Here is a 13,732-nt window from a genome sequence, read left to right on the forward strand (position 1 = left end):
CTTTGTACGGTTTATTGATCCGTCAGGGTTTGTTCCGACTGATCCCGCCATGCCTGCCAGCGTTGCAAGGCCGCCAGCAATTCGTCCGAGTCTTGCTGGTTACTGGCACTTTCGGCCTGCAAGGCCTGGAACCGGGACTCCAGCGCCTGGCGTCGTTCAGCCAGATCGGCATCACCGGATTTCAGACGAATAATGGCCTCAGCCAGTACCAGTCGCTCCTCATCCAGCTGCTGACGACGAGCCTCAAGACGGGCATTGCCCTCTTCCAGCCGGGCGACCTGCTCGTCCAGTTTCTGCAGCTGTTGACGCAATGTCTGACGCTGGGCATCCAGTGCCGCCATGCGTTCGGAGGCACGGCTTTTTTGCCACCATTGAATCGCCAACAGTGCCACCCCCAGAGTCAGTACTTGCCAACGCACACCAGCGGGCAGCCACAAACAGGCCAGCAGCAACAGCGCAAAGCCCAACAGCAGATCCAGATTATCGATCAACCAGATCGTTACATGCATATCCATCAGCCAGCTCCGGTCGGGTTGTCAGTCGAAGTTTTACGGGCACGCTCTAGACGACCGATAACCTGGTGCAGCGGATCACTCCCCAAACCCATGATCAATCCGGTCAGCAGGGTCCCCAGCCATCCGGGAACACGTTCGGAGTTGAAATATACGTTGCTGCGGTTAATCACCCCATCCAGAGCTGCGGTCATCTCATTCATGGACTGCAACACATCAAACAGGTTGATGTTCAGGGTGAAGGCCAGTGCGATACCCAGCAACATGGCCAGAGAACGAATAACAATCTGCAGGGTGAGTGTACGGACTTTTTCAGCAGCGACGGCATTGACTCCCTCATAGCCGGGAACGGCATCCGAAAGATAATCCTCCAACGCGCCGCCCAGTTTCTCCTGCCAGTGCTGGCTCCGGCTTTTTTCAAGCTCCCGCGCCAACCGAACGGCCGAGCGGTTCCAGTAATCCTGCCAGCCGCACACAACGTCCAGATAGTTGTATACCGCCTTGAGAATCTCGATCAGACGCTCCAGCAGCAGGGTGTAAAATAGCAAGCTGCACAGCAGCACCAGCAAGCTGTTGTATTCCTGGGGTGAATTCATACCGCCCTCCCAGTGTCTGGATAGAGGTAAGGACGCTGACGATAGGCCGCCAGTGCCTGACTCGCTTTGTCATCGTCCTGCCAGAAGCGGTAATACTGATAAACCCGCTCATTGAGTTCATTCCATGGGAAACGGCTGCCAGGACAAACAGTTGACGCCGTCGGCAAGGCTCGATGCGGGGTAATGCAGTCAGGACGCTCGGCATCCAGATCGTACAGATGCATCCACAGGGCAATCAGACGAGCACCTGCATCGAGCTGCTGCGAGGTCGGCACGAGGTTGCCATAACGGCCGTCAGGATTGGCAAAGCGATCCTGCCCGTTATGAAAGTTACCGTGAAATGCCACGCCCAGCGTATGACGATTCTGGCCTTTGGCATGATTACCGGTACGATCCCAGCGACAGAACGGCTGAATACTACCGTCCGGCATGATCACCGCGTGATAACCGGTCAGCCAGCCCTTGTGATTGAAGAACTCATCGGTAATGGCATTAAAACCAAGTGCACTGTGCATGGCCGTGTGGTGAACCACCACCTGATCCGGCCAACCCGACCGGAGATGCACAGTCTGAAGCGTGTCCGGACGCACACCACCGCTGTACGGAATATCCCGCCACGCAAGATCGCCATCTGTCGATACGGCAGCTGGCTCACACCGGGGAGAACTTATGGTATTGCCAGCTTCGGATGTGGCGTTCGTCGGATCAGCCGCGAGTTGCCGTTTGGTCAGCAGGGTCAGCAACAAGTGAACCGGCTGGCTGCCGCCACCGATCAACACACCACTCAGGAGCGTATCCAGCTGATTACGCAAACAGGCCCAGATCTCGCCACGCTGTAACAGAACCGCCGAGGATTCCACAGTCTGGCCAGTAAACAGGGCAACGAGATGCAGCTCAAACCAGCCGGCAAGGATAATACCGATAGCAACCGGAGCAAGACGAATAAAGAGATCCAGACGCGCCTGATTGAGGCTGATGACGGGCAAGGGTACGTGCAGAATGGGGGGACTTTGCTCAAAACTGCTGTCGGAACTGTCCTGGTTAACCACGACCGCCACGCTGTCGAGGGTCGCTTGTAACTGTCGGGCCGCACTCACCGGATCACTGTCGGTCGACACCTGCCACCGGGAAGCCAGCGCTTCAGCATGAGCACTGGCGCTGCCCACGGCCACGCTGGCAGCCGCGCCAGACTCAGCGGTGATCAGCTGGCGATAGGCCCGCTCCCGCACCGACTTCAACCATTCGATGCTGCGCTCCACCAGCAGAGAGGCACCGGCCGCTACAGTCAAGCCATTGATAACCACCTCAAGGGGCACCTGAGTCATACACTACGTCCTGTAATTGTGAATATACAAGACTAACCTGTCGTTTATGACACTGTCAGTAGCGACTCCCAAAATCAGCGACGTTCTGTCCAATAAAAAAGCCCCACATGCCAGAGGCATGCGGGGCTTTTGGAGATCATCCTGCCGGATTGGCCGAAATCAGATCACGTAGCCTTGCAGCGGTGGGAAGCCGTTGAACTCGATGGCGCTGTAGGTGGTGGTGTATGCACCGGTAGAGAACCAGTACAAACGGTCACCAGAAGCCAGGTTCAGTGGCAGGTGATACTTGTACTGTTCGTACAGGATATCCGCGCTGTCACAGGTTGGGCCAGCGATCACACACTCTTCGGTTTCACCTTTTTTCTCCACATACAGTGGGTACTTGATGGCTTCGTCAGTGGTTTCGATGAAACCGCCGAACTTGCCAATGTCGGTGAACACCCAGCGGTGCAGACCAAAACGGGTCTTACGGCTGATCAGAACCACTTCAGATACCAGAATACCGGCGTTGGCTGCCAGTGAACGACCTGGTTCCAGGATGATTTCCGGGAAGTTGTCGTCGAAGTCTTCTTTCAGGTAACGGGTGATTTCAGCCGCGTAAGTCTGCAGATCGTTGGTACGGCTGATGTAGCTGGCCGGGAAGCCGCCACCCAGGTTAACCATCTTCAGCTTGATGCCGTCTTCTTCTTCCAGACGCTCGAAGATCCACTTGACCTTGGCAATTGCAGAGTCCCACACGCCGATTTCGCGCTGCTGGGAACCTACGTGGAAGGAAATACCGTAAGGTACCAGACCCAGATCACGAGCCAGGATACACAGATCCAGAGCCATGTCGGTCTGACAGCCGAACTTGCGAGACAGAGGCCAATCGGCAGTCTGTGCACCTTCTGTCAGGATACGTACGAATACGCGAGCACCTGGAGCCGCCTTGGCAATGTTGCGCAGGTCAGCTTCGGAGTCGGTAGCAAACAGGGTAACGCCACGCTCGAAGAAATAACGAATGTCTTTCGCCTTCTTGATGGTGTTGCCATAGCTTACTCGATCACCGGTTACGCCCAGCGCCATTACCTTGTCCAGCTCGTAACGGGAAGCAACGTCGAAGTTACAGCCCTTGTCGCGCAGGATGCTCAGCAGTTCCGGAGCAGGGTTAGCCTTGACCGCATAGTAGGTCTTGGCATACGGGAAACAGGTCATCAGCTCGTCCAATTGACGAGTAAACAGCTGACTGTCCACTACCAGACAGGGAGTTTCCTTCTGGTCGGCAAATTTCTTGATGCGGGCGAATGTCTCGGCGTCGTAGTAGTCTTCTGGCTTAGTGAGCATCAGGCTCGTTACCCCCTCTTACTGAAGTATTTATAACTGGCGACCTGCGGCTTCGTCATGACAGACCAGCGGTCTGGACGAATAGGATGCGCAAAGATAGGCGGTTTTACCCAAAGTAAAAGCAGTATTTTCTTGTCTTAACGATCATACATACTCATGGACGCCATGAAGGCCCCTTATCGCCGCTTTTACTGGCCAATTTGTGCCATTCCCACGATCCATGCGGGCCCGGCAAGGTCAGTTCTACCCATCCATCGCAACAGTTTAGCGAAGTCGTTGTGACAAAATGGCGTCCCTGATCGATAACAGTTATGAAATTTTCCATACCATTGCTGTTACTGACATTGGACAACAGACTGGTTTATCGTTCCCTTCCATTTTTTGCGCCGGTGTGGCGACGGACGACTCATGTTCAAGTTTTTCGAAAGTCTGGTTAACCCCTTCCCACCCGAGCTACCCGCTCAGCCGCCGCGCGGCGTTTTTGCGTTTTGTCGTCATTACAGCCGGGGCGTGGAAATTCCGCTGCTATTAATGTCACTGCTGACCGCAGCACTGGCCATTCTGGAAGTCTCCCTGTTCGGCTTTATGGGTCAGCTGGTTGACTGGTTAAGCAGCCACCAGCGTGAAACCTTTCTGGCCGAAGAAGGCGGCCACTTGCTGGTTATGAGCCTGTTGGTGCTGGTTGCCCTGCCGGTGCTGAGTTTTGTGCATTCTGCGCTGGTGCATCAGACCCTGTTGGGGAATTACCCGATGAAAATCCGCTGGCTGGCGCATCGTTATCTGTTACGTCAGAGCCTGTCGTTTTACCAGGACGATTTTGCCGGGCGGGTCGCTACCAAGGTGATGCAGACGGCGTTGGCGGTGCGAGAAACCGTGATGAAACTGCTGGATGTGATGGTTTACATCCTCGTTTATTTCACCGCCATGGTCTGGACAGTCGCCAGCTCCGACTGGCGGCTCGTGTTGCCATTACTGGCGTGGCTGCTGATCTACATTGCGATCCAGCTCTATTTTGTACCGCGTCTGAAAGCGGTTGCCGTAGAACAGGCCGATGCCCGTTCCGGCATGACCGGCCGGATCGTCGACAGCTACACCAACATCCAGACCGTCAAACTGTTTTCCCACACCAGTCGTGAAACCGAATACGCCCGTGCCAGCATGGACGATTTTATGACCACAGTGCACAAGCAGATGCGTCTGGTCACCCTGCTCAACCTTGCCGTGCAAGGCAGTAACTACCTGTTGGCGTTTGCTGTTGGTGCCGTGTCAATTTACCTGTGGCTGGGTGACGCCATCAGTGTTGGCGCCATTGCCATTGCCATCAGTCTGGCCTTGCGTATCAACGGCATGTCGCAGTGGATCATGTGGGAGGTTGGCGCCCTGTTTGAAAACCTCGGTACCGTTACCGATGGCATCAATACCCTTTCACGGCCACTCAGCGTGGTCGACAAGCCAGACGCACAGCCAATTCAGGTAACTCAGGGAGAAATTTGTCTGCAACAGGTGGACTTCCACTATCAGGGACTGGATGCCGATACCCACAAACAGGTATTCGACAAACTCGACATTCATATCAAGCCGGGAGAAAAAGTCGGACTGGTGGGCCGCTCCGGCGCCGGCAAGTCCACTCTGGTGAATCTGTTGCTGCGTTTTTACGATATCGAGAGCGGCCGTATCCTGATTGACGACCAGGACATCACCGAGATCACCCAGGACAGCCTGCGTGCCAATATCGGCATGATTACCCAGGACACCTCGCTGCTGCACCGCAGCGTGCGTGACAACATTCTGTACGGTCGTCCAGACGCTTCGGAACAGGATCTGATTGCCGCTGCCCAAAAAGCCGAGGCCTATGATTTTATCCAGCAGCTGCATGATCCACATGGTAATCGTGGCTTTGATGCCCAGGTAGGTGAACGCGGAGTCAAACTGTCCGGCGGTCAGCGTCAGCGGATTGCCATCGCACGGGTGCTGCTGAAAGACGCACCCATCCTGATTATGGACGAAGCGACGTCAGCCCTGGATTCCGAGGTCGAAGCCGCCATTCAGGAAAGCCTGTATCGTCTGATGGAAAACAAGACGGTGATTGCGATTGCCCACCGCCTGTCCACCATCGCCGCCATGGATCGCCTGATTGTGCTGGATCAGGGTCGCATCGTTGAACAGGGCAGCCACAAGGAACTGCTGGAACAGGGCGGTATTTATGCCCAGCTGTGGGCCCACCAGACTGGTGGATTTATCGGCGAGGCCTAGCGATCACGAAAGGGCTCCGGCTTGCCATCCCGCCGGAGCCCATTACGCACCGCCAGACGCTGGTTATAACGCCCAAGCAAACGCATCTGGGTCCAGCGCTCCCGCCACAAGGCGCGCCACTCACCGGCTTTCCAGCCACGATTAAACAGAGACTTTACCGCCACAATCGCATGAGGAGATTTAGTAACGATTTGTTTGGCCAGTTCACGCGCTTCCGTCATAGGGTCATCACAGACACGGGTTACCAGCCCCAAACGCGCGGCTTCATCTGCCGCCACTACACGCCCGGTCATGGCCAGCTCCCTGGCAACGTCTTCACGAACCAGTCGACTGAGGGTCACCAGCCCACTCATGTCCGGTACCAGCCCCCAGCGAATTTCCATCACCGATAACTGGCAATCAGGGGCGGCCAGGCGAAAGTCTGCCGCCAGCGCAATTTGCAGCCCACCACCAAAACAGTTGCCATGAACGGCCGCAATCACCGGCACAGGCAAACGCCGCCAACACATGGCAACGCGCTGGGCAAGATTATCCCGCTGCCAGGGCCATTTCAGAAACAGACGTGGAATCATCCAGCGATCCTGTTGTACGGCTTTGAAATCCAGCCCGGCGCAAAACGATTCACCTTTGCCGACCAGAATGACGACCCGAATTGAACGATTGCGCTGTAATTGTCGGGCAGTGGCAACCAGCTGCTCAAACATGTGGCTATTCAGGCCATTATGTTTATCGGCACGATCAAGCCAGACCGTGGCAATACCATTGTCGATTTCACAGCGAACATAAACAGGAACTGCAGGGGCAGACATATATAGCTTCCGTAATCGGCAGACACAGCAACAAATGCTGAACCCGATACCGATCGGCAGCAAGGGACAGTTTGGACAAAAGAATACCGGCCACCCGTTATAGGGCAGCGAATATCCCGATTATCCGAACAGCAATGGCAAAAAAGCCGCTATTTAGCGGCTTTTCTGGTGTGCAGTGACGAACTTATCGTGGACCACGAGGAGTACGTGGGCGCTCCTCACGTGGCTTGGCTTCGTTTACACGCAGCCCACGGCCATTCATATCCTTGTTATTCAGAGCTTCGATAGCAGCAGTAGCGGCTGCATCATCGGCCATTTCCACAAAGCCGAAACCTTTGGAACGGTTGGTTTCGCGGTCGATGACTACAGTGGCCCGCCCTACCTCTCCAAACTCGGAAAACAGTGCAGACAGATCTTCTTTGGTTACGGAGTAAGGCAGGTTGCCCACGTAAATATTCATACTCAAATTCCAGCAAAACGAAGAAAGGGTGATTTGTTCGTCCTACACCGACAAATAACTCAAATCACAAGATCATTTGCAGGCGGTAAACCGTGACTAACGCAGGGATTACAGTTCCGCAGATTATTAAGCGTACAGGCCAATGTCAAAGAAGTTTTTATGACAATTCGGACCTGATGCACCACTTCGGCCAATCGCTTATATCCAACCGCGTGAATGCTCCTCAACCAGTGTCGCCAACAGAGCGATATGATCAGGTTTGTCATTCAGGCAAGGAATGTAATGATAGTCAGAACCACCGGCATGCATATAGGCATGACGGTTCTCGACATCCAGCTCTTCCAGCGTTTCCAGACAGTCAGACGCAAATGCCGGACTGATAACATCTACTCGCCCGATCTTGTCTGCGCCCCAGCTTTCCAGGGTTTTATCGGTATAGGGTTTTACCCATTCTTCGCGACCAAATCGTGACTGGAACGAACATAACCACTGGTTATCGGCCAGTCCCAATTCCGCGGCCAATGCTGCGGCGGTCTGGCGACACTGGCGCGGGTATGGATCACCATTACGTTCATACCGTTCAGGAATACCGTGAAACGACATCAACAGGCGATCACCACGACCATGTTCGGCCCAGTATTCACGCACTGAATTACCAAGTGCCTTGATATACAGCGGATGATCAAAATATTTCATCACCCAATGCATTTCCGGCAAATGTGGACAACGTTGCAAACCTTTGGCCAGACGGTCATGCACTGCACCGGTGGTTGAACCCGAAAACTGCGGGTACAACGGCAACACCACGATTTTCTCCACACCGGCCTTGCGCAGTTCAGCGCCAGCCTGCTCCATATTGGGTTCACCGTAGGTCATGGCCAGCGCCACCGGAATATCGGTGCCCAAACGCTGCTGCAGTTCAACCCGCAAGGCCGCCTGTTGCGCCAGCGAGTAATGCATCAACGGAGAGCCATCGTCGCGCCATACAGACTGATATGCCTTGGCCACACGACCAGGACGAGTACGCAGGATGATGCCATTCAGTATCAGCCACCACAGTGGACGCGGAGCATCAACTACCCGGCGATCCCACAGGAATTCGGCCAGATATTCACGTACCGCAGCCGGAGTCGGCGCCTTGGGGGTCCCCAGGTTTACCAGCAGTACACCAAAGGGTGGGCGAGCAGTCGGCATCAATAATTCCTCGTCTAACCTTGAATGAGTGTTTGTATAAGTTTTGCGTAAGTTTATACAAACCGCCATCAAGGTTCACGCTCTCTTATGCTGGCCAGAGCCTGCCGGATGCGCGACTTTTTTTGGTTATCCCACCGAGGCAGGATTGACCCGTCATCCCCCCTCACTACAATGTGGCGCCCGGCGTTGGGGAGATCAACGCCATCTGCTGGCATAGATGCCACTCCCATCATTCAAGGAGCCCAAACGCCATGACTTATTGTGTTGCCATCAAGGTCGAACAAGGCCTTGTCCTGACCTCAGACTCACGCACCAATGCCGGCGTCGACCACATTGCCAGCTTCCGCAAGCTGCAAGTGTTTGAAGTACCGGGCGAACGAGTGATTTTTGTGCAGAGTTCCGGCAACCTGGCGACCACCCAGAGTGTGATTACCTTGCTGCAAACTGCGATTCGCAACTCCGAACGCCACATTCTCAATGTGCCAACCATGTTTGATGTGGCCGAAATTGTCGGCAAAACCGCCCGTCAGGTGATCAAGCGTGATGAAGGCCAGGCTCAGGGTGTTGATTTCAGCTGCAGTCTGATCGTCAGTGGTCAGGTCAAGGGGGAAGCACCACGCCTGTTCCATATCTATCCGCAAGGCAACTTTATTGAAGCCGGTGAAGACACGCCGTACTTCCAGATTGGTGAGAGCAAATACGGCAAACCAATGCTCGACCGAGTGGTGAACTTCCAGACCCCGCTCGATCGCGCCCTGCTGTGCAGCCTGGTATCCATGGACTCTACCCTGCGCTCCAACCTGTCCGTTGGTATGCCGCTGGATGTCATCGTCTACAAGTCTGACAGCCTGCAATGTGGTGGCATCGTGCGCCTGCAGGAAGACAACGAGATGTTCCGTCAGGTGCGTAACGCCTGGTCTGAAGGCATTCGTCAGGTATTCGAGAATATGCCGTCCTACACCGCTGAAATCTGTGCCGCCCAGCCAGAATCCCGTTCCAGCGGCGACAAATAAGCACCACGTTTTAAACGCCCATAAAAAACCCGACCGTGTTACCACGGTCGGGTTTTTTATTGTCTGATGGAGTCAGCCGTTAAGCCGGGTTCTGTCGTGGACAGTCATTCATCTAGGCCAGCAATCACTCACTGGCTCCAGCAACCTACCCGTTCCCAACGCGGGCCGCGCCAATGGGAACCTATTTGGTCTTGCTTCGGGTGGAGTTTACCGTGCCACGAACTGTTACCAGTCGCGCGGTGCGCTCTTACCGCACCCTTTCACCCTTACCTGATCCCGCTTCTCCGAAGAAAAGGGGCCATCGGCGGTTTGCTCTCTGTTGCACTGGTCGTGGGCTCGCGCCCCCCAGGCGTTACCTGGCACCCTGCCCTGTGAAGCCCGGACTTTCCTCCCCCTGCTTGCGCAGGCAGCGACTGTCTTGGCCGACTCCGGCGCGGAGACTATCACTGCATGGGCGCGGGGGCAATTCTGCCAGCATGATTTTCCTGCACTAACGTTCAGATCATTCCGATCTGCACAAGATCAGGCACCTGCCGACTTACCCTGGATTTCCAGCGCTCGCTGATACAAAGCCTTTTTGTTTTCACCGGTCAGGTCGGCAATGATCGCCGCCGCCTTTTTCGGTGGCAGTTCAGCCAGCAGCAGGCGGAACAGGCGGTCGGTATCGATTTCCGTTGCCGCCGCTGGCGCCGGATTACCAGCCACCATTACCACAAACTCACCCTTCTGCTGATCATCGTCGGCACTGATGGCCGCCACCAGTTCGGTCAAATTACCGCTGTAAAAAGTTTCAAAGGTTTTGGTCAGCTCACGTGCCACGACTCCGTGCCGTTCCGGACCAAAAATATCGGCCATGTCCTGCAGGGTATCGAGAATCCGGTGCTTGGCTTCGTAAAACACCAGCGTACGAGGATCTGCTGCCACATCCTGCAGACGCTCACGGCGTGGGCCACTCTTGTGGGGCAGGAATCCCTCGAAGGCAAAACGGTCGGTTGGCAGGCCAGCAGCACTCAGGGCGGTAATCAGCGCACTTGGCCCCGGAATCGGCACCACATTGAACCCTTGCCCACGCAGGGCTTGTACCAGCGGATAACCCGGATCGGAAATCAGTGGTGTACCAGCATCGGAAACCAGTGCCAGACTTTGGCCATTCTGCAAATAGTTCGCAATTTGACCAATCCGATCGCGCTCATTGTGATCATGTACCGATACCAATGGCTTACGCACGCCCAGGTGCTGAAGTAATTTCTGGGTATGTCTGGTATCCTCGCACGCAATCAAATCCACAGCGCTGAGTACCTGACGAGCACGTTCGGTGATGTCAGCGAGGTTACCAATTGGAGTTGCCACCACATACAGAGTGGCACCGGAAGCTTGCGGAAGAACATTCATGCGGGGATATGTACCTGATTGCTGGAAATTGATCCCGGCCGTGGCGGCCATTGCCCTGATCGGGCTGACGGGATGCAGTGAAACACCTCAAAAGCCTCAAACCGAACAGGTCAGCACCACTACCACCCGGACCACAGTAGCCCGTCAGGATAACAGCAACCTGTTCCAGCAGGCCAATGCCGCGCTGCAAAAGCGCGATTTTGCAACGGCACGCCCGCTCCTCAAGCAGCTGCAACAGCAAACGCTGAGTGATAAGGAACGCATCGACTGGCTGCTGATGTCCGGTGTGATGGAACTGGGCAGCAACAATGTTGATGCCGCTGGCCAATGCCTCAACGATCTCAGTCGTCTGCGTAAAAAAGCCAGTACATCGCAGGGCCAGAGTATCAGCCTGCTGCAAGCCTCCTGGTATGAGAAAAAAGGTGACTATTTCGCTGCTGCCCGCGAACGCGTGCAAGTTGCCAGTTCCCTCAAGGACAACGCTTACACCGACAATCACAACAGCATCTGGCAAGACCTGCAACAGATCCCGGCCAATGATCTGATCGAGAAAACCCGTCAGAACCATGGCTCCACCCTGGGTCAATGGTTGGAACTGGCACAGATCAGCCGTCTGGGCACCCTGAGTCTCGATGATCAGGCGGTTGCCATTGAAGAATGGCAGCAGATCAACGCCGGACACCCGGCTGCGCAGCAGCTACCTGGCTCTCTGAGCGGAATGGCCAAAACCGAACAACCCACTCGTGTTGCGGTGGCGCTGCCATTGTCCGGTTCTCTGGAACGTGTTGGCCAGGCGATTCGTGACGGCATGCAGGCGGCCTATCAGGATGCCATCAACAAGGGCCATGCCGTGCCCGAGCTGATCATGCTGGATACCCAGACCTACAACTCGCTGGATGAAATCTATGCCGCCGCCAGCCTGCAGGGCGCAGAATGGCTGATCGGACCGGTGAACAAGGCCGAAGTCCAGCAGCTGGAAGCCCGCCAGACGCTGCCGATGCCAACACTGGCACTGAACTACGGTGATATCACGCCGCAAGCCGATGCCCAGCCACGCCCGGCCAATCTGTGGGAATTTGGTCTGGCACCTGAAGATCAGGGCATTCAGGTTGCCGAGCGCGCCTGGGCCGATGGTCATCGCCAGGCGCTGATCATGGCACCACGTGATGAGTGGAGCGACCGAATCGTCAGCAGCTTCCGTGAACACTGGCTGGCACTGGGCGGCGAAATCAGCGACATGCTGCTGTACTCGAACCACAACGATTACAACCCGGATGTCCGTAACCTGCTGAAAATTGACGATAGCAAAAAACGCGAAGCCAGCCTGCATCCATCGACACAACAGGAAGCGCCGATCAAACCAGAACGTCGTAGTGACGCCGATTGGCTGTTCCTGATAGCCCAACCGCAACAGGCTCGCCAGATCAAACCAGCTTTGCTGTTCAATTATGCAGAAGACCTGCCGGTGTACTCCACATCACATCTGTTCACTGGTGTTGTCGATGTGAATAACGACCGCGACCTCAATGGCATCCAGTTCTGCGACCTGCCATGGTTGCTGCAACAGGGCGAGTTGTATCAGACCGTTGAAAACAACACGCCGTCTGGCCAGGGCCGTTTTGTTCGCCTCTATGCACTCGGCGTTGATGCCTTCCAGCTGCTGCCACGACTGGGCAGCATGCAGGCTTTCTCGGGCAGCCGGGTCAGTGGTGTAACCGGTGTACTGCATCTCGACCCGCAAAATCGCGTGCGTCGTGAGGAAGTCTGCACCCGCTTTGCCAACGGCGCGCCAGTACTCCTCAAAAACTGATCATGACCAGCCCCGACCGTCGCAGTCGCGGCCAGCAAGCTGAAATGCTGGCCGAAGAATTTCTGCAACGGCAGGGGCTGATCCTCTGTTGTCGCAACTTCTACACCCGTTATGGCGAAATCGACCGTATCTTCCACGACGGTGCAACACTCGTCTTTGTTGAAGTGCGTTATCGCCGCCGCCGCGACTACGGCAGTGCTGCCGAATCCGTCAACCTCCGCAAACAGCAACGCCTGCGGCTGGCGGCCGAAGCCTATCTGCAATCACTGGGCACCTCGTCGTTACCGGACTGCCGCTTTGATGTGGTCGCGATTGAAGGAGAACCCATGGTCCCTGACTGGTGTCAGAATGCCTTCTGATTGAGAACCAACTTCATTGGCAGCGCGGCCGCCATCCATTACCATGGCAACTCTTCGACCCGGAGATTACCTGTGCAAGACCGTATCATCAGCCACTTTGGCACCAGTATTGAAACCAAAGCCCTGTCCGCTGAACAGTTGCCACCGCTGATTGAGCGTGGTGCACAGGCGATGGTGACCAGCCTCCTGAACGGCGGCAAGATTCTCAGTTGTGGTAACGGCGGCTCCGCCGGTGATGCCCAGCACTTCTCGTCTGAACTGCTGAACCGCTTCGAACGTGAACGTCCGGGTCTGCCAGCCATTGCGCTGACCACCGACGCCTCGACCATTACCTCGATTGCCAATGACTACGCCTATAACGAAGTATTTTCCAAACAGATTCGTGCACTGGGCAACCGTGGTGATGTGTTACTGGCGATTTCCACCAGCGGCAATTCGGCCAACGTGGTGCAGGCCATTCAGGCAGCTCATGAGCGGGAAATGGTCGTGGTAGCACTGACCGGCAAGGATGGCGGCAACATGGCGTCGTTACTGACTCTGGATGACGTCGAGATTCGCGTACCATCCACGGTGACAGCCCGTATCCAGGAAGTTCACCTTCTGGTGATCCACTGCCTGTGTGATCTTATCGACTGCTCGCTGTTCGGCGAAGAATAAGCGCAGCCAGTAACCAGCCGGATTTATCG

13 protein-coding genes and 1 other RNA gene are annotated in these 13,732 nt (G+C 55.5%); 5 read left to right on the top strand and 9 right to left on the bottom strand.

Annotated elements, in window-relative coordinates:
* Positions 1-11 precede the first annotated feature (11 nt).
* The 4 genes from OUO13_RS12250 to OUO13_RS12265 form a co-directional block, all read right to left on the bottom strand.
* On the bottom strand, positions 12-515 hold the full coding sequence (locus tag OUO13_RS12250) for a hypothetical protein (RefSeq protein WP_283174177.1): 504 nt from the start codon (positions 513-515) through the stop codon (positions 12-14).
* Positions 515-1,108 carry a hypothetical protein gene (locus tag OUO13_RS12255; protein ID WP_283174178.1) on the bottom strand — a complete coding sequence of 198 codons (594 nt, stop codon included), beginning with the start codon at positions 1,106-1,108 and terminating at the stop codon, positions 515-517. The genes OUO13_RS12250 and OUO13_RS12255 overlap by 1 nt, the downstream gene beginning before the upstream one ends.
* Positions 1,105-2,433, bottom strand: coding sequence for a peptidoglycan recognition protein family protein (locus tag OUO13_RS12260; protein ID WP_283174179.1), 1,329 nt, complete (start codon positions 2,431-2,433; stop codon positions 1,105-1,107). The genes OUO13_RS12255 and OUO13_RS12260 overlap by 4 nt, the downstream gene beginning before the upstream one ends.
* Positions 2,434-2,592: 159 nt before the next feature.
* On the bottom strand, positions 2,593-3,756 hold the full coding sequence (locus OUO13_RS12265; RefSeq protein WP_283174180.1) for a type III PLP-dependent enzyme: 1,164 nt from the start codon (positions 3,754-3,756) through the stop codon (positions 2,593-2,595).
* 408 nt (positions 3,757-4,164) lie between these two features.
* Between OUO13_RS12265 and OUO13_RS12270 the strand changes: the two genes are divergently transcribed.
* Positions 4,165-6,009: an ABC transporter ATP-binding protein gene (locus OUO13_RS12270; protein WP_283174181.1), complete on the top strand. Its 1,845-nt coding sequence runs from the start codon at positions 4,165-4,167 to the stop codon at positions 6,007-6,009.
* On the opposite strand, the gene OUO13_RS12275 is transcribed toward OUO13_RS12270, so the two are convergent.
* The 3 genes from OUO13_RS12275 to hemH all read right to left on the bottom strand — a co-directional run bounded on the left by OUO13_RS12275 (position 6,006) and on the right by hemH (position 8,472).
* Positions 6,006-6,818: a crotonase/enoyl-CoA hydratase family protein gene (locus OUO13_RS12275; protein WP_283174182.1), complete on the bottom strand. Its 813-nt coding sequence runs from the start codon at positions 6,816-6,818 to the stop codon at positions 6,006-6,008. The two genes, OUO13_RS12270 and OUO13_RS12275, sit on opposite strands and share 4 nt — an antisense overlap.
* Positions 6,819-7,002: 184 nt before the next feature.
* Entirely contained in the window at positions 7,003-7,278 is a 276-nt protein-coding gene (rbp, locus tag OUO13_RS12280; protein WP_283174183.1) for an RNA-binding regulator, read from the bottom strand.
* 198 nt (positions 7,279-7,476) lie between these two features.
* Positions 7,477-8,472 carry a ferrochelatase gene (gene hemH / locus OUO13_RS12285; protein ID WP_283174184.1) on the bottom strand — a complete coding sequence of 332 codons (996 nt, stop codon included), beginning with the start codon at positions 8,470-8,472 and terminating at the stop codon, positions 7,477-7,479.
* A 251-nt stretch (positions 8,473-8,723) separates the two neighbouring features.
* Between hemH and OUO13_RS12290 the strand changes: the two genes are divergently transcribed.
* Positions 8,724-9,485 carry a proteasome-type protease gene (locus OUO13_RS12290; protein ID WP_283174185.1) on the top strand — a complete coding sequence of 254 codons (762 nt, stop codon included), beginning with the start codon at positions 8,724-8,726 and terminating at the stop codon, positions 9,483-9,485.
* A gap of 64 nt (positions 9,486-9,549) precedes the next feature.
* On the opposite strand, the gene rnpB is transcribed toward OUO13_RS12290, so the two are convergent.
* Positions 9,550-9,915, bottom strand: an RNA gene (rnpB, locus tag OUO13_RS12295) — RNase P RNA component class A.
* A 92-nt stretch (positions 9,916-10,007) separates the two neighbouring features.
* Entirely contained in the window at positions 10,008-10,877 is an 870-nt protein-coding gene (rsmI, locus tag OUO13_RS12300) for a 16S rRNA (cytidine(1402)-2'-O)-methyltransferase (protein WP_283174186.1), read from the bottom strand.
* Here rsmI and OUO13_RS12305 point away from each other — a divergent pair.
* From OUO13_RS12305 to OUO13_RS12315, 3 genes are all read left to right on the top strand, one after another.
* Positions 10,876-12,687, top strand: a complete 1,812-nt coding sequence (locus OUO13_RS12305) for a penicillin-binding protein activator (RefSeq protein WP_283174187.1) — start codon at positions 10,876-10,878, stop codon at positions 12,685-12,687. The two genes, rsmI and OUO13_RS12305, sit on opposite strands and share 2 nt — an antisense overlap.
* Before the next feature lie 2 nt (positions 12,688-12,689).
* The gene (locus OUO13_RS12310) at positions 12,690-13,046 is read left to right on the top strand and encodes a YraN family protein (RefSeq protein ID WP_283174188.1); all 357 of its coding nucleotides are present in this window, start codon (positions 12,690-12,692) and stop codon (positions 13,044-13,046) included.
* A 72-nt stretch (positions 13,047-13,118) separates the two neighbouring features.
* Positions 13,119-13,703 (top strand): phosphoheptose isomerase, encoded by a 585-nt coding sequence (locus tag OUO13_RS12315; protein ID WP_283174189.1) that lies wholly within the window; start codon positions 13,119-13,121, stop codon positions 13,701-13,703.
* Positions 13,704-13,732: the final 29 nt, after the last annotated feature.

The sequence above is a fragment of the Parathalassolituus penaei genome (assembly GCF_026626885.1).
GTDB classification, from domain to species: Bacteria; Pseudomonadota; Gammaproteobacteria; order Pseudomonadales; family Oceanobacteraceae; genus Oceanobacter; species Oceanobacter penaei.

What these genes read in the sequence shown, in the direction of transcription:
- OUO13_RS12290 (WP_283174185.1), top strand. Translation starts at nt 8,724, where the DNA reads ATGACTTATTGTGTTGCCATCAAGGTCGAACAAGGCCTTGTCCTGACC.
- OUO13_RS12305 (WP_283174187.1), top strand. Translation starts at nt 10,876, where the DNA reads ATGCGGGGATATGTACCTGATTGCTGGAAATTGATCCCGGCCGTGGCG.
- OUO13_RS12310 (WP_283174188.1), top strand. Translation starts at nt 12,690, where the DNA reads ATGACCAGCCCCGACCGTCGCAGTCGCGGCCAGCAAGCTGAAATGCTG.
- OUO13_RS12275 (WP_283174182.1), bottom strand. Translation starts at nt 6,818, where the DNA reads ATGTCTGCCCCTGCAGTTCCTGTTTATGTTCGCTGTGAAATCGACAAT.
- OUO13_RS12260 (WP_283174179.1), bottom strand. Translation starts at nt 2,433, where the DNA reads ATGACTCAGGTGCCCCTTGAGGTGGTTATCAATGGCTTGACTGTAGCG.
- OUO13_RS12270 (WP_283174181.1), top strand. Translation starts at nt 4,165, where the DNA reads ATGTTCAAGTTTTTCGAAAGTCTGGTTAACCCCTTCCCACCCGAGCTA.
- rbp (WP_283174183.1), bottom strand. Translation starts at nt 7,278, where the DNA reads ATGAATATTTACGTGGGCAACCTGCCTTACTCCGTAACCAAAGAAGAT.
- OUO13_RS12255 (WP_283174178.1), bottom strand. Translation starts at nt 1,108, where the DNA reads ATGAATTCACCCCAGGAATACAACAGCTTGCTGGTGCTGCTGTGCAGC.
- OUO13_RS12265 (WP_283174180.1), bottom strand. Translation starts at nt 3,756, where the DNA reads ATGCTCACTAAGCCAGAAGACTACTACGACGCCGAGACATTCGCCCGC.
- hemH (WP_283174184.1), bottom strand. Translation starts at nt 8,472, where the DNA reads ATGCCGACTGCTCGCCCACCCTTTGGTGTACTGCTGGTAAACCTGGGG.
- rsmI (WP_283174186.1), bottom strand. Translation starts at nt 10,877, where the DNA reads ATGAATGTTCTTCCGCAAGCTTCCGGTGCCACTCTGTATGTGGTGGCA.
- OUO13_RS12250 (WP_283174177.1), bottom strand. Translation starts at nt 515, where the DNA reads ATGGATATGCATGTAACGATCTGGTTGATCGATAATCTGGATCTGCTG.